This is a genomic window from Oceanicoccus sp. (genome assembly GCF_029238675.1).
In the GTDB taxonomy this organism is placed as follows: domain Bacteria; phylum Pseudomonadota; class Gammaproteobacteria; order Pseudomonadales; family Dasaniaceae; genus Oceanicoccus.
In genome coordinates this window covers 73,643-89,639 of sequence record NZ_JAQWFR010000022.1, presented here as the reverse complement: position 1 = coordinate 89,639, position 15,997 = coordinate 73,643, and the positions used below count along the sequence as shown (strand labels likewise).

Annotated in this window: 14 protein-coding genes; 6 read left to right on the top strand and 8 right to left on the bottom strand. The window is 48.0% G+C overall.

Annotation, left to right across the window (positions count from 1 at the left end):
- Window positions 1-7 precede the first annotated feature (7 nt).
- From ccoN to P8H32_RS07190, 4 genes are all read right to left on the bottom strand, one after another.
- On the bottom strand, window positions 8-1,450 hold the full coding sequence (gene ccoN / locus P8H32_RS07205; protein WP_301088968.1) for a cytochrome-c oxidase, cbb3-type subunit I: 1,443 nt from the start codon (window positions 1,448-1,450) through the stop codon (window positions 8-10).
- A 279-nt stretch (window positions 1,451-1,729) separates the two neighbouring features.
- Window positions 1,730-2,491 carry a fumarate/nitrate reduction transcriptional regulator Fnr gene (gene fnr / locus P8H32_RS07200; protein WP_301088966.1) on the bottom strand — a complete coding sequence of 254 codons (762 nt, stop codon included), beginning with the start codon at window positions 2,489-2,491 and terminating at the stop codon, window positions 1,730-1,732.
- Between the two features lie 49 nt (window positions 2,492-2,540).
- A complete protein-coding gene (hemN, locus tag P8H32_RS07195) occupies window positions 2,541-4,007 on the bottom strand; it encodes an oxygen-independent coproporphyrinogen III oxidase (protein ID WP_301088964.1) in 1,467 nt (488 codons plus the stop codon).
- Window positions 4,008-4,130: 123 nt separating this feature from the next.
- Complete coding sequence (locus P8H32_RS07190) at window positions 4,131-5,483, bottom strand: DEAD/DEAH box helicase (protein ID WP_297292764.1); 1,353 nt, start codon at window positions 5,481-5,483, stop codon at window positions 4,131-4,133.
- Window positions 5,484-5,866: 383 nt separating this feature from the next.
- Here P8H32_RS07190 and P8H32_RS07185 point away from each other — a divergent pair, with 383 nt between their 5' ends.
- Window positions 5,867-6,319: a c-type cytochrome gene (locus P8H32_RS07185; protein ID WP_297292762.1), complete on the top strand. Its 453-nt coding sequence runs from the start codon at window positions 5,867-5,869 to the stop codon at window positions 6,317-6,319.
- Window positions 6,320-6,346: 27 nt separating this feature from the next.
- Here the strand turns inward: P8H32_RS07185 and P8H32_RS07180 are convergent, their stop codons facing one another.
- From P8H32_RS07180 to P8H32_RS07170, 3 genes are all read right to left on the bottom strand, one after another.
- Complete coding sequence (locus P8H32_RS07180; protein WP_301088962.1) at window positions 6,347-6,973, bottom strand: HPP family protein; 627 nt, start codon at window positions 6,971-6,973, stop codon at window positions 6,347-6,349.
- A 113-nt stretch (window positions 6,974-7,086) separates the two neighbouring features.
- Entirely contained in the window at window positions 7,087-7,506 is a 420-nt protein-coding gene (locus P8H32_RS07175) for a globin (RefSeq protein ID WP_301088960.1), read from the bottom strand.
- Between the two features lie 204 nt (window positions 7,507-7,710).
- On the bottom strand, window positions 7,711-8,886 hold the full coding sequence (locus P8H32_RS07170) for an alanine--glyoxylate aminotransferase family protein (RefSeq protein WP_301088958.1): 1,176 nt from the start codon (window positions 8,884-8,886) through the stop codon (window positions 7,711-7,713).
- A 242-nt stretch (window positions 8,887-9,128) separates the two neighbouring features.
- On the opposite strand from P8H32_RS07170, the gene P8H32_RS07165 reads away from it, so the two are divergent.
- Together P8H32_RS07165 and P8H32_RS07160 are read left to right on the top strand one after the other, a co-directional pair.
- Entirely contained in the window at window positions 9,129-11,339 is a 2,211-nt protein-coding gene (locus P8H32_RS07165) for a DUF1631 domain-containing protein (RefSeq protein ID WP_301088956.1), read from the top strand.
- Window positions 11,340-11,435: 96 nt separating this feature from the next.
- Window positions 11,436-12,374 (top strand): cation diffusion facilitator family transporter, encoded by a 939-nt coding sequence (locus P8H32_RS07160; RefSeq protein ID WP_297292757.1) that lies wholly within the window; start codon window positions 11,436-11,438, stop codon window positions 12,372-12,374.
- A 136-nt stretch (window positions 12,375-12,510) separates the two neighbouring features.
- Here P8H32_RS07160 and P8H32_RS07155 read toward each other — a convergent pair whose 3' ends face one another.
- On the bottom strand, window positions 12,511-13,026 hold the full coding sequence (locus tag P8H32_RS07155; protein ID WP_301088953.1) for a DUF3806 domain-containing protein: 516 nt from the start codon (window positions 13,024-13,026) through the stop codon (window positions 12,511-12,513).
- A 195-nt stretch (window positions 13,027-13,221) separates the two neighbouring features.
- On the opposite strand from P8H32_RS07155, the gene dapA reads away from it, so the two are divergent.
- Genes dapA through P8H32_RS07140 form a run of 3 tightly spaced genes read left to right on the top strand, consistent with a single transcriptional unit; the run spans window position 13,222 to window position 15,952 of the window.
- Window positions 13,222-14,100, top strand: a complete 879-nt coding sequence (gene dapA, locus P8H32_RS07150) for a 4-hydroxy-tetrahydrodipicolinate synthase (RefSeq protein ID WP_301088951.1) — start codon at window positions 13,222-13,224, stop codon at window positions 14,098-14,100.
- Window positions 14,097-15,185, top strand: a complete 1,089-nt coding sequence (gene bamC / locus P8H32_RS07145) for an outer membrane protein assembly factor BamC (RefSeq protein WP_301088950.1) — start codon at window positions 14,097-14,099, stop codon at window positions 15,183-15,185. Before dapA ends, bamC begins: the two co-directional genes overlap by 4 nt.
- Before the next feature lie 5 nt (window positions 15,186-15,190).
- Entirely contained in the window at window positions 15,191-15,952 is a 762-nt protein-coding gene (locus P8H32_RS07140) for an MBL fold metallo-hydrolase (protein WP_297292753.1), read from the top strand.
- Window positions 15,953-15,997 lie beyond the last annotated feature (45 nt).

Genomic DNA, 15,997 nt, shown 5'->3' with positions numbered 1-15,997 from the left:
CCTACCCTTAAGCTACTTGTGCTTCGGCGCTAGCCACATTGTCTTCGCCACTTTCGTTACTGGTGATGCGTGATGTTTGCCACATGTTGTAGGCCATCACCAACATACCGGCAAAGAACATACCGCCACCGATCAGGCGAACCAGATAACCCGGGTAACTGGCCTCTACAGATTCAACAAAACTGTAAGTTAATGTGCCGTCAGTGTTGTAAGCACGCCACATTAAGCCCTGCAAAATACCGTTAACCCACATAGAGCTGATATAGAGCACGGTACCAATGGTAGACATCCAGAAATGCACATTAATCAGGCTGGTGCTGTACATTTTTTGTTTGCCAAACATAATCGGCAACAAGTGGTACATGGCACCAATAGATACCATAGCTACCCAACCCAAGGCACCGGAGTGAACATGACCAATGGTCCAATCGGTATAGTGGGATAAGGAGTTAACCGTTTTAATGGCCATCATTGGGCCTTCAAAGGTAGACATGCCATAGAAAGACAAAGAGACCACAAGAAAACGTAAAATAGGATCGGTACGCAATTTATGCCAGGCACCGGATAAGGTCATCATTCCGTTGATCATACCGCCCCAGCTCGGCGCCAATAAGATCAATGACATCACCATACCCAAGCTCTGCGCCCAATCAGGTAAGGCGGTGTAATGCAGATGGTGTGGCCCCGCCCAAATATAGATGGAGATCAATGCCCAGAAATGCACAATGGATAAACGATAGGAATAAACCGGACGCTCCGCTTGCTTGGGGACAAAGTAATACATTATCCCCAGGAAACCCGCTGTTAAGAAAAAGCCTACCGCGTTATGGGCATACCACCACTGTATCATCGCATCAGTAGTGCCGGCATAGGCAGAATAAGATTTGGTAAAGCTGACTGGGAGTGCAGCACTGTTGACCACATGTAGCACAGCTACGGTAAGAATAAAGGCTGCGAAAAACCAATTGGCCACATAAATATGACTGCTCTTACGCTTGGTGATGGTGCCGAAAAAGAGAGCGGCATAAGCAACCCAGACAATGGTAATCAATATATCGATGGGCCATTCCATCTCGGCGTATTCTTTAGAGGTGGTATAACCCAGCGGTAACGAGATCGCCGATAGCAATATCACTAACTGCCACCCCCAAAACACAAAGGCCGCCAGTGAATCTGATATCAGCCGTGCCTGGCAGGTTCGCTGCACCACATAAAGGGAACTGGCAAATAATGCGCTACCGCCAAAAGCAAAGATAACCGCATTGGTATGCAGAGGACGTATTCGACTGAAGGTGAGCCAGGGTGTTTCAAAGTTTAGCGCCGGCCATACTAGTTGTGCCGCAATTAAAACTCCGACTCCCATGCCGACAATACCCCAAATCACCGTCATCACGGCAAACTGTCGAACGACTTTATAATTGTAAACAGGATGTTCCAAGGGGTGATTCATAGTGAAACCCATTTTGATATAGACATGTGAGAAAAAGTGATTTTAATGCCAGCCAGAGCTACAACTGTGACTTAGATCAAGTCTAATCGTTTCGTAGTCCATTGAATACATGAATTGGATTCTTTTAATGAATACCGCTCATCACTGAGTTACTAGAGACGCTATTGCGGTGAACATTTTCTCGTCATTCCCGCGAAGGCGGAAATGACGGTCTCTTGTGGGAATAACAATGGAATTAGCTTTGAAAGTGAAAAGGAAAGATTGTTTTATATGAAGAAATTAAAAATCTATTTTTATATTGGCGATATCTTTCAACCCCTCAAGATCTAGCAAAGTCACTTCCTTACTTTCAACAGCAATTAAACCCTGCTTATTAAAACGACTGATCACTCGGCTAACGGTCTCTACCGTTAAACCCAGGAAGTTGCCAATATCGGTGCGCGACATGGGCAGACGAAAGCTGGTCTTGGATAATTTGCGCCTGGCGTTGCGGGCAGAAATACTTATCAGTAAGGCAGCTACACGCTCCTCTGCACTGTTTTTACTCAGCATGGTAATCAACTGCTGGTCCATGGTAATTTCCTGACTCATCAACTGGAAAAAATGCCGCTGCATACTGGGCACCTGTCTACTTAACTCTTCCAAACGATTAAAGGGGATTTCACAAACAGCTGAGGTTTCAAGCGCCTTGGCTGAGCAGGCATACTGGTCTTTGCTAATACCATCTATACCAATAATTTCACCGGGAAAATAAAAACCTGTCACCTGTTCCTGACCATCATTGGTTATGCGATAAGCCTTGATAACACCGGAACGCACTGCGTAAACTGAACTAAAGTTATCACTCTCCCGATACAGGTGCTCACCTTTTTGAATGGGGCGGCCGCGCTGTACAATTTCGTCCAGCTTAACAATATCTTCACCCTCAAGGGCCAGTGGCAAGCAAATAGAACCCAGACGGCAATTACCACAGGATATCGCATTATTATGCGGGCAGCTTTTCTGTTCTGCCGAACTGCTTTGACTACTTGAGATAACCATTGGCATGTGTCTCCTGATTTTTTTGTACTGCCTCGGCTAAAGCAAACGGTTATAAGGTGTTGGAAAACCTAATGGATTCACTTTGTTCGCGGCCACTGCTATTGTCATTGGCTCGTCGCAGGTATTTATCAAATACCATGCAGATATTTCTCAGCATCAATTGACCCAGCTCACTAACCGTCAGTTTATCACCATGCCAACAGAGAAGACCATCGCTTTGCAACGGTTTTAATGCCAATAATTCCTGACCAAAATACTCGGAAAAAATAATCCCAAACTGTTTTTCTACCGTCTGGGTATCCAACTGTAAATCACAAATAATCCGGTTAATAACCGCCCGCCGGATTTGGTCATCTTCACTCAGTTTAAAGCCTTTGGCGATAGGTAAAATACCGGCGTCAAGACGCTGGTAATAATCATCCAATGCTCGCTCGTTTTGGGCATAACTACTTTGCATAGCACTAATAGATGATACCCCAAGCCCTACCAGGTCTGGTGCCATACAAGTAGAGTAGCCTTGAAAGTTGCGCTGTAATTTCCCTTCGTGGCGGGCAAGGGCCAAATCGTCTTTCGGCTTTACAAAATGGTCCATACCAATATGCACATATCCGGCCGCTAAAAGCTTTTCTGTAATCAGCGATAGCATCTCCAGCTTTTCAACGGCTGACGGTAAGTCCAAACGATCAATCGCCCGCTGGCTTTTAAAACGCTTGGGCAGATGCGCATAGCTGTAAAAGGCAATCCTGTCCGGGGACAGTGCAATGGTTTTATCCAGCGTTACACTTAAGGTCTCCAGGGTCTGCATGGGCAGGCCATAAATCAGGTCATAGCTGATGGATTTAAACTGGTATAGCCTTGCAGTTTCAGTCAGTATTTTAATCATACCGTAGCGCTGCCGGCGATTGATGGCTTGCTGCACCTGCTCGTCAAAGTCCTGCACACCCAGACTAAGGCGATTAAAACCCAAACCCTTTAATAGCGCCAAACTGTCTTTGGTCACAGTGCGAGGGTCTATTTCTATGCTGTATTCACGGCGCTCGGAGTCAGTTAATTTGTAGTGGCTGGCTAATACATGCATTAATTCAGTGAGCTCAGCACCATCAAAAAACGTGGGGGTACCGCCACCCAAATGCAACTGCATAACGGTACGATGCTTATCGACCATGGGTGATTGCAATTCAATTTCCTGGGTCAGGTAATCGAGGTAGGTTCTGGCGGCACTGGGGTCTGAGGTCACCACTTTATTACAGGCACAGTAGTAGCAAATATTCTGGCAAAACGGGATATGAACATAGAGGGATAATGGCGCAATGGTCTGCTGCAAGTTATCCCGCGCTTCCTGCCGGTAGACCTCGAGGTCGTAGTCGCCTGCAAATTGCACCGCGGTTGGATATGAGGTGTAACGGGGGCCCGGTACATCATATTTGGCAATCAGCTGCTGATCCCACATCGGCAGTGATGGGCGAGTAGCAACCCTGTGCTTATCTTTGGCAATGGAAGCCGGGGGTAAATCCATAATATCTGTCCTGACCAGACGGTTCTTCTAGCGCCATACTAAAGATTTGGCGACAGAACACGTTGACCTACATCAGGAAAACCCTAAATCAGGGGAAAAGCCCTTATAAACAGCAGATTACAGCTAGCGGTTAGTATTAACCGGCTTGCGTCTCCTGCGCTTATTAGCGGGTTTGGCACTGCCAGCAGCGGGCTTGTTTTTCTGGCCGGAGGCTTTGCGCTGGTCTTTTTTATGCCCCTGGGCATTTTCGCCGGAGCGCTGGCCATCGCGGTGGCCGGCTTTGGGTTTTTTCGGCTTCTTGGGCTTGCGGGGTTTAGTGTTGAGCCGTGACTCTGGCAGGGCATGCACTGGATCAAAGCCCTCGGCGAACTTCCGTGGTAGTAACTCACCAATCAACCGTTCTATATCAGACAACTGCTTAAACTCATCAGCACATACCAGTGATACCGCCTGCCCTGTAGCCCCTGCCCTGCCGGTACGGCCAATTCTATGGACATAGTCCTCGGGCACATTGGGTAAATCAAAATTGACAACATTAGGCAGCTGATCAATATCCAGACCTCGGGCCGCTATATCCGTAGCCACTAAGACTTGCACCTCACCACTTTTAAATTCCGCCAAAGCGCGAGTGCGAGCGCCCTGACTTTTATTACCATGGATGGCCGCAGCGCTAAGGCCGGCTGCATCCAATTGCTTAGCCAGTTTATTAGCACCGTGCTTGGTTCTGGAAAACACCAGTACCTGTGGCCATTGTTTTTCTTTGATCAATTGAATTAACAGGGGGGATTTTTTATTTTTATCAACGGAATAAATCCAGTGCTCTACCGACTGAACGGTACTGTTAGCCGGGCTAACTGAAACTTCTACGGGGTTATTCACCAAGCCTTTGGCCAGCTCACGAATCTCTTTGGAGAAGGTAGCCGAGAATAATAAGTTCTGGCGCTGTTTGGGTAATAAGGCGAGAATCTTTTTGATATCGCGAATAAAGCCCATATCCAGCATACGGTCAGCTTCATCTAATACCAGCACTTCCAAATGATCAAAACGAACGGCTTTTTGGTTATATAAATCCAATAGGCGACCGGGCGTGGCTACTAAAATATCCACCCCTTTGCGCAGCTTCATCATTTGCGGATTAATTTTTACTCCACCAAACACCACTGCAGAACGCAGCGGTAAATGAGCACCATAAGTAGCCACACTATCACCAACCTGCGCCGCCAACTCTCGGGTTGGGGTTAACACTAACGCCCGAGCCTGGTTGGAACCGGCACTACGACCACCACTTAAACGCTGCAAAATAGGCAAGGTAAAACCGGCTGTTTTACCGGTACCCGTCTGCGCCGCCGCCATGACATCGCTACCCGCTACCACCGCAGGAATAGCCTGCGCCTGTATCGGTGAAGGTTCTGTATAACCCTGTGCTTCAATGGCTTTTAGGATGGGGGCAGATAAGCCCAGTGAGTCAAAACTCATAGCATATGCTCTTGAATAACGGGGAGATAGCGCTTTGGGGCTATAATTTGGGGCTATAAAGTGAGCCACCTTGCGCGGGGCGTGAAGCTTACAGGAAGTTGGGGGTAACTACTATACAAACCTGCCCGGCCTTGATGCAAATCATCGCCTGTTTTAATGACGACTTTAGCTCACAGCTAGAACGCGATGGCCTATTTACAGCGCACACATTCATGTGTAGCAGAACTGTTTAAAGCTTATCGATTAAATACATCTCCTTTGACCATAATCAATGCAAGCTGCCACCACTGTTCTACCATACTAAAGGACCCCCAAAGCAACGTAGTTAAACCGATAACCCTGCAACCCCTTTGAATTATGTTAATAACTATGCGAGGCACGTTATGTTAATACGTTATTTAGCCATACTTTTAACCAGCCTGATGTTACTAAGCGCCTGCAACAAAGGCCCCAATTCCCCCAAAGGTTTTAGCCTGCCACAAGGTGATGCCGAACGTGGTAAAACCGTTTTTATGACTACCGGCTGTTTGTCTTGCCACGCGATTGAAGGGATCGAAAGTGATGTTCCTATTGAGCTGGAAAAGCCGGTAACTATAGGTGGTAAAGTCACCCGCTATAAAACTTATGGCGAGCTGGTGACCTCGGTTATTAATCCATCCCATAGAATCGCAAAGGGCTATATTCCCAAGCAGGTTCAGGATAATGGAGTGTCTAAAATGCGGAACTATAATGATTCGCTGACGGTTAGTCAGTTAATCGATTTGGTAACGTTTTTGGAAACGCATTATGAGGTGGTGCCCTATCAGCCTACTTCTTACGGCGTGTATTATCCTTAATAAAACAGTGGGAAGTTGCTTGTCATCCTAAGCCCATAGCTCTAAAGGTGCCCGATTAACCAATGTACGTAAAATATCCGAACGGGATACCACACCTAAAACACGGCTGTCATCACTATCCCCGTCCCCTGTAATCGGCACGGCACCGATGGCATGGCGACACATCACCTCCGCGATTAAACGTACTTCTGTAGTTGAAGCTGCGCTAATAACTTTTCTGGTCATCACTTCTTCAATCCGGTGTGAGCCTACATTGCGTTGCTGGTTGGCGGCAAAACGTAATAGGTCCCGATCGGAAACAATGCCCAGTAATTGTTGTTTGTCGTCGACCAATGGTAGATGGTGAAAATGGTGTTTGGAAAATAATGCCCAAACGGATTCGATGGTTTGGTTGATGGATGCAGCAACCACCGGCGAGGTCATTATTTGATGGGCATAAATAACTGGGGAAAGTTCACGCTCCGGTTCCAGGGACTGCTGCTGGTAAGGGTTCTCCTGCGCGGTTTTGGCGGTAACAGTTTTTAGCGGGTCGCGGTTATCTTCGCTGACGGCTTTAACGCCAGTACTGGCGGAGACTTGCGGCACACCCCGCGCTTTTAATAATTGCGCGGTAGGTGTTTTGATGCGGGCACCCTGCTCAATAATATAAAACATGGTGATATTTCCTTTGCCTGGTTAATTAGTTATTCAACCAGTTTAACCCCTCCTCGCGATTTTCAAAATAGGCCATGCTCTTTTAGCTCGCTCATTATCATTCCCTTGCTTTACTATGACTCATATCGAGACATCATAAACTCAATGGCTGGTTGCATAAACCGACGCCAAGCCTGCTCAACTTCATTATTAAATTGTGGGTCAAATTCACTGACCGCTTTAATCATGCTGTCCAACCACAGGATATAAAACTCTGGTTTTATATCCAACTGTTTATGGTTATGACGAATGGCTATGCGCTCTAAATAATCCGAGGCCTCGGTGTTTTGATCGGAGGCTAGCATCGCCATATAAAAAGAGGTTTTAAGAGCCCTGGTTTGGGTTTTAAAATTAGTATCGGAAAAACGGGCCGCCACCTCTGGGGATGAAGCTGAAAATATTTGATAAAAGCGCCCTAGAAATTGCGAAGTGGAACCGCAACGATCAAGACTATCGTGAAATTGTTCTATGGTTGCTTCATCGAGACGATCCATAGCGCTCACTCTTGTAGTGGTTTTACTTCACTATAAGAGCAGCAGGAAATTTCGCCTTGATTTGAAACAAACTACACCGTCATTCCCGCGAAGGCGGGGATCCAGACTGCATGCTTATGCTGTTATTTCCGCTAAAGCGGAAATCTACAGCACTGGATTCCCGCCTGCGCGGGAATGACGGGGGGATTGTTATGACGGAGGGGATTATTGATAGGTAGCCAACGCCGCATCAACCGCAACACCGCTATTAATTTTTGCTCCTTGGGCTGACAGTACATTGTCTAAAGCCGACAAACACAGCACCACATTTTTCTTGTTGCAAGCATGTCCCATTAAACCAATACGCCAGGCCTTACCCGCCAATGCACCTAAACCTGCGCCGATTTCCAAGCTGTATTCTGATAATAAAGCGGCACGTACAGCTGCATCATCGGCACCTTCAGGCAGGTTAACCAGGTTAAGCTGTGGCAAGCGGTGTTCTTTATCCACCACCATGGACAAACCCATGGCTTCCAAACCGGCAACCAGTGCATTGTGATGAGTTTGGTGACGCTGCCAGGAATTTTCCAGGCCTTCTTCTTTTAGCGTTAATAGTGATTCATGCAGGGCATACATTGCGTTAACGGGGGCGGTATGGTGGTAGGCGCGCTTGGTATTGCCGCCCCAATAACCCATAACCAGCTGCATATCTAAAAACCAGCTCTGTACTTTATGCTGACGGTTTTGAATAGCTTCTACCGCGCGGGGGCCAAAGCTTACTGGTGAAATACCAGGTACGCAGGATAAACATTTTTGCGTACCGGAATACACGGCATCGGCACCCCATCCGTCGATATCAACATTGATACCGCCAACGGAGGTAACAGTATCCATAATACTTAAGGCGTTATTGTCGGTGGCCAGCTGGCACAGGGCTTGAGCGTCGCTTTGTACGCCGGTTGAGGTTTCGGCGTGAACAAAGGCTAACACTTTTGCTGCGGGGTTTTCTGCAAAGGCGGTTTTAACTTTGTCGATATCAATGGGCTTGCCCCACTCGTCTTCAACCATAACGGCGGTGCCGCCGCAGCGTTCTACATTTTCTTTCATGCGGCCGCCAAAGACACCGTTTTGGCAAACAATCACGGTATCGCCAGGGGAAACCAGGTTAACAAAGCAGGCTTCCATACCGGCAGAGCCGGGTGCGGAAACCGGCAGGGTTAATTCGTTAGAGGTTTGGAACGCATAGTGCAACAGGCTTTTAATTTCATCCATCAGGCCCACAAACTCAGGGTCCAGGTGACCAATGGTTGGGCGGCCCAGAGCTTCGAGTACCCGAGGGCTAACATCGGAAGGGCCGGGGCCCATTAGGGTGCGTTCTGTAGGGTGAAAACTGCTGGTCATGGTCAGGCTCCATAATCGATAACAAACTAAAAATAACTGGGGGCGAACACTACCAGCTTTACACCTCAAAATCCCGTCCATTTAGGGCTAGTCCGGAGTTTTCCCTGTAAATGCCGGTGAATGTGGACTTTCCATCCTAAAATCATGAAACTAGACTACATTTGTACTAACTAAAGGGGACTTTAATAAACCCTGAGAACCTGCTCTGGAAAACTCTAACGGAACCCTGAATGGAACCCTGAATGGAATTACTGAGCAACTGCCGAGACCACGCCCATAAATTCTATGGTGATTTGCTCTTAGCGGCAGAGAAAACTATCAACGATGTCCTGTTTGAGCAGGCCGAAAGGTGCACCAATAACAAAGAGCAACAGCGTTACTTTGAAGCAATGCAGCAGCTAAAAGAGCGCAGCGGTGCCATGCATACGGCTTTCCGGCATGAGCTGGGGAAAAGCTTCCAAGCCTTTATTAGCGGCCACGAAGAAGAACAAACCGTTGAGGAAGAAATTGATATTGGCAAGCTATCACTGGTGCAGCGGGACGAGCTGGAAGATGAACTCGCTATCTCGATTATCGTCTCTAAAGCCAATAGCCGTAATTCAGAAACTCTCTGGAAGTTAAATAAACGGATGGCCGCTACCCGCGGTGGTAAAAGTGTCACCGATGAATCCAACCCTTTTGGCCCTCACCGTATTTGTGAAGCTTTGCAGGTGGGTGTTGGCGAGCTGTTGTTGGATAACAAAGTCCGAATTATTTTTTATAAGCAGTTGGGCAAAATTTTTGTTATCAGCTTTGCAAAAGAGCTGGATGCCTTAAATGGGATCTTGGTAGAAAAAGGCATTTTGCCCAACCTGCGGTTTAGTGTGATAAAAAGTCAGCAGGCCGAACCCTCAGCACCAGTAGCCAGTGCTGAAGAAGGCGATAGCGAGCAGAGACCAGACGATACTGAAGGGCTGGTAGAATCCCAGGGCAGCATTACCCATCAGCAAGATTTATACAATTCTATTCGCGCCCTGCAATCCGCTGTGGGCAACCGCAGTCAAACGGCCGGGGGTGTTAGCTTTGGCAAAGTGCAGACCAACGGTCGTGACGGTGAAGATTCGTTCTCGTCCATGGATTACGCACTGGCATTGAGTGCCATCCAGCAATCCAAAGCCTTTTTATCAGCAGCGGCTTTAAACCGCCCCCTGAAGGCTGAAAAAGTCGAAGAGAATTTCATTGACCAGCTATCCAAACAAGGTGATAAAAATTCTCGGCATAAAATGACCCGGGGCGATGCCGACACGGTTGATTTAGTGGGAATGATCTTCCGTTATATGCTGGACGACACCAATTTACATGACGCGGTAAAATTAATGCTTAGTCATTTACACACGCCGTATTTGAAGCTGGCCCTGATGGATAAAACCTTTTTGGACAACTATCAACATAGTGCCAGGGTTCTACTTAACACTATGGCCGAGGTGGGTGGCAAATGGGTGAAAAAAGACAATGAGCGCAATGTATTACCCAAAATAAAAACCGTTGTAGAAAATATTCTAACAAGCTTTGTGGATGACCCGACGATTTTTGATCGTTTGCTGGAAGACTTCTCCCGTTTTAAAGAGAATATTGAAAAGCGTTCGCGCATGGTTGAAAAGCGCAACACAGAATCTCAACAGGGCTTGGAAAAACTTGAACTATCGCGACAGCAGGCAGCGAATGAAATTGAAACGCGACTGGATGACGATGAAATACTCGAGGGCGCTGTGGATTTATTAAGGCAACCCTGGACGGACTTTTTAGCCTTTAATTTACTGCGCCACGGGCAGGATAGTCTGACCTGGGAGTCTGCGCTTAAAGTGGTTGACGGGGTTATCTGGAGTATAAAACCCTCCGCCGCTACTGATAATAAAGACGATTTCAAACGTCACCAAAGTGATTTGGAAGTCTCGGTTGCTGAAGGTTTAACCACTATTGGTTATGACCCAGAAGCTTCAAAGGGATTATTAAACTCACTCAAAGAAGCCCAGGAACTAGCCTATCATCACTCGGTGATAGATGCGGTTAATAAACCAGCCCCTGCCGAAGCAGCTGGCGCAACAGCTGCCCCGCAAACACCAAAGGAAAAAACCGGAAAAGTCGAAACTAAAAAGGCACTCAAAACAGCACCGCCTGTGTTGAGCCCTGAAGAACAAACCGTGGTTGAGAAGTTAAAAGACATTGCCTTCGGTACCTGGTTTGAATTCGACCGCGAAAAAACCAGCCAGCAATTAAAGTTAGCCTGGTTTAGCCGTGTTTCCAGCCACTATATGTTTGTTGACCATAGCGGTGTTAAGCAGGCGGTGGAAACGCAATATGATTTGGCCAAAGGGATGTGTGCCGGTAATATTCGTATTGCCGAACCCACTAAAAAATCATTTATGGAAAGAGCTTTAGAAGCGGTGTTCGATAAATTAAAGTTAACGGCGTAAAATGTCATTCCCGCGCAGGTGGGAACCCAATACTTTAGATTCCCGCAGCCTACCCTCGAGTGATTGGGTCGGGGGCGGGAATAACGGAATACATCAATGATCAGCTCTCCCGACAAAGCTCTTATCAAGAGCATCGATAAAAACAAAAAAGAACAGCTGCTAAAACTGGCCACCAATGCATCCGTGGTAGTGGCACTTATTTTGGTGGTGATCAAAGCCATCGCCTGGGCCAAAACCGGCTCTGTCGCTATGCTCGGCTCATTACTGGATTCAGTACTCGATGCTGCAGCCGCCTTTATCAATATGTATTTTATTCGCAGCGCGATGCAGCCGGCTGATGCCGAGCACCGCTTTGGTCACGGCAAAGCCGAACCGATTGGCGGTATGTTTCAGGCGATGATTATTGGTGGTTCGGCGGTATTTCTGATGGCCGAGTCAGTACGCCGCCTGATTAACCCTGAGTTTCCCGTTAATACTGAATTGGGCATCAGTATTATGCTGGTGTCCTCCGCTATGGTGGCTGTGCTGGTACTGATTCAGCGCTATGTGGTTAAACGCACCGGCTCGGTGATAGTTGCCGGTGATGCCCTGCACGGCTTTGGGGATATTGCGATTAACCTTGGGGTAATCTTAGCGCTGGTATTGTCCGGACTATTAAACTCACCCTTGATCGACCCTGTTATTGCTATTGTGCTGGCCTGCGTTTTAATTCGTGGAGCCTGGAGTATTGGCAAAAACGCCATTGAGCAACTAATGGATACCGAATTTTCTGAGGAAGAAAGGGAGCATATCCGCACTCTCGCCAAACAACATGCCAGAGTCAATGATATTCACGACCTGCGCACTCGCCGTGCTGGCCTTTCGGCTTTTATTCAATTTCATTTGGAGATGGATGGGGAAATGAACCTGAATCAGGCCCACGCTATTGCTGATGAAATCGAACAACTTATTCAGCAGGAGTTCCCGAATACCGAGGTTTTGATCCATCAGGACCCCCAGGGTATAGAAGAGGTGGACCCGTTTTTACGCAGCTAAAAAAACCTCATCCCGCCCGCCCCCTACCGTCATTCCCGCAAAGGCGGGAATCCAGCCTGCCTGCTCATGCTGTTTTTTCCGCTTAAGCGGAAATCTACAGCACTGGATTCCCGCCTTCGCGGGAATGACAGGTGTGTTAAAACGGAGGTTTGTTGCGGATATCGATAATGGCTTGCTCCAGCTCTTGATAAACCTCCGCCACATTCACCCGTATACCGACCTCAGCCTTTCTGGAGATTTGTGTCACCGGGAAAATAAATTCCCGTTCAAAACCCCGGACCTGTAACGCCCTGGAACGACCATATTTATCGATGTAGATAATCCAGCTCAGGCCTTTTTGAGATTTCAGGATCTGGCCTAGTACTAAGCCCATGGCCTGTAACTGCCGGACATCCTTTGAGGTGACAATACCGTCATCCAGCAGACGCTGCATCAGGGCAATATCATTATCTTTCTGGCCATTAAGCTGGCGGCCAAAATGACGCCGCACCAGGTCATCAATACTCTGCCGCTGGGCCTCCATATTTTGTTGGGTGATGGGAGACACCGCCTCCGTTCGCCATTGCTGGGCCGTAGCCTGGAGAGAACCCATCATCAACACAATGGCCATAAACATTATGGCTAGCCGATAAAATTTTGCTGCATTTAACATAGAAGATTCCGCCATCAATCATCATAAACATGGGATTCTGACAGAGCATCAGACCACAAAAAAACAGTGTAATTCATCAACATCGGTAAACAAGCGATAATTCGCTAAATATAACGCTAAAAACTGCCTTTCTTGCTTGAGCTTGCCCATGGCCACCAGTACCATAACGCCTCACCTTAGTTGATGGAGATATAGATGATTACGGGCAGTATGGTTGCTCTGGTAACCCCCATGACCCCCAGTGGCGATATCGACTGGCCAGGGCTAAAAACACTGGTGGATTTTCATCTACAAGAAGGCACCCATGCCATTGTTGCGGTCGGCACTACCGGCGAATCGGCAACCCTGAGCGTTAGCGAGCATTGCATGGTAATTAAGCACGTGGTTGACCAGGTGAATGGCACTATTCCGGTGATTGCCGGTACCGGTGCCAACAGTGCCAACGAAGCGATTGAGCTGACCGAGGCCGCCCGTGTTGCCGGTGTTGATGCCTGTCTGCTGGTCACCCCCTATTACAACAAGCCCACACAAGAAGGTCTGTACCAGTTCCATAAGCTGATCGCACAGAGCGTGGCTATTCCCCAAATCCTATATAATGTACCGGGCCGTACCGCCTGCGATATGGCCAATAGTACCGTTGATCGCCTGGCCAGTATCGACAATATTATCGGCATCAAAGATGCCACCGGTGATGTGGAGCGCGGCAAGGAACTGATTGCCATGACCTGTGACCGCATTGCCATATACTCCGGTGATGACCCTACAGCCATAGACCTGATACTGGCCGGCGGCAAAGGCAATATTTCTGTAACCGCCAATGTTGCACCCAAACTCATGGCACAGATGTGCGAAGCAGCCCTGGCGGGAGACGCTGATTCCGCGAAACAGCTCAATAATCAATTGATGCCTCTGCATGAAAACCTGTTTTTAGAGTCCAACCCTATTCCGGTTAAATGGGCACTGCATAAAATGGGGATGATTACTGACGGTATCCGCTTGCCGTTAACGGTTTTTTCAGAATCCAGCCAGCCAACCTTAACTCAGGCTATGCAACAGTCAGGAATTATTGAATGAAGCTCCACTCTCTATTAAACCCCATGCTGCTTAACCCCGTGTTAAAACTGTCTGCCGCCGCCTGCCTGCTTACCCAACTGTCAGCATGTGGTTGGTTATTTGGCGATGACGGCACCTTCCGTGACCGCAGCAATGACTACCGCCAGGCCACCGTTGAGCCACCACTGGAATTACCGGAGGGTATTGATAGCGAATCTATTGATGATAGCTATGCTATTCCGCCGATCAGTGATCGCACCACACTGGGTGAAGAGTTTGTAGTTCCAACGCCTGAGCCTTTATCTGAAGATATTAACCGCGACAGTGTGCGTATTAATACACTGGGGGATGACCGCTGGATTTTAGTCGATGGCGCACCCGGTGAAGTATGGCCGCGCTTACGTGGTTTTTTAAGCTTAAACCAATTAGCCGTGCAACGTGCCGATGCGGTTAGCGGTATTATCGAAACTGCATGGCTGCAACCTACCGGTGAAGAGGCTTTACGGGAACGTTACCGCCTGCGGATTGACCAGGGTGTACAACGTGGCACCAGTGAAGTTTATGTACTGCAAGCCGATATTCGCTCTGGTGATGAAAACTGGCCGCAACAATCTAATAATGCTGAGCGCGAAGATATTATGACCCAGGGGCTAGCCCAATATCTGGCGGATAGCTCTGCCGCTGCCGCGGTTTCCATGCTGGCACAACAGGCGATTGACTCTTCCGGCAAAATCACCCTGGAAGAAGATGCCAATGGGACAGTGTATATCAACCTGACCCTGCCCTTTTCACGGGCCTGGGCTTCGGTGGGCAAAGCGCTGCAAAAATCCGGTTACCAGATTGATGATTTGAACCGCACCGCGCAGGTTTACTATGTTAGTTATGTAGAGATTGCCGAAGAGGAAGAAGACGGCATGTTCTCCTGGATGTATAACTGGGCAACCTCCAATGACGAAGATGAACGTTCCGAAGGTATCCCCTACCTGATTCGCTTAAAAGACAATAGCGGCACCGTCGCTATTACTATTGAACGCCCCGATAATACAGAGATGAGTAAAAGCGATACTGAGCGATTGCTAAAACTGATCAAACGCAATATCAGTTAAGCTGAATGAGCTTTTCTTTTGCTTCCCTGGGTAGCGGCAGCCGCGGCAATGCTACCCTGATTCGCTCCAATAATGCCTTATTGCTAGTGGATAATGGTTTTACCATTAAAGAAACTGAGCGCCGACTGGCGATTCTTGGCCACTCTCCGGAAGATATTACCGCCATCCTAGTCACACACGAACACAGCGACCATATTAAAGGCGTTGGCCCTTTTGCCCGTAAATACGATCTACCGGTTTACCTGACCCACGGCACCGGCCAATACGATGGCTTAAAGAAAGTGACTAAGATGCATCAAGTGAATATCCATCGCGCCTTTACGGTGGAGGATATTGATATCACGCCCGTGGCTGTGCCTCATGATGCCAGGGAACCCTGCCAGTTTGTTTTTCGCCATCATGATAAAACCATGGGGCTACTCACCGACCTTGGCAGTATTACTCCCCATGTTACCGAGCAATACCAACACTGTGATGCCCTGATGCTGGAATGTAATCACTGCCCGCAGATGTTAGCTATGGGACCTTATCCGCCCTCACTTAAGCATCGTGTTGCTGGACACTGGGGACACTTAAGTAACTATCAGGCGGCTAATCTTTTAGAGCAAATTGAAAGAGAGCGCTTACAGCACTTGGTGATTTCGCATATTAGCGAGAAGAATAATACAGAGGAATTGGCCAGAGCTGCGGTCACGCCATGGTATGCACATGACTCGCTAATCCTGGCCAAACAGGATGAAGCGATAGATTGGCTGGCTATTAACTAAACAGCCCCCCCAAAAAAAACGTCATTCCCGCGAAAGCGGGAATCC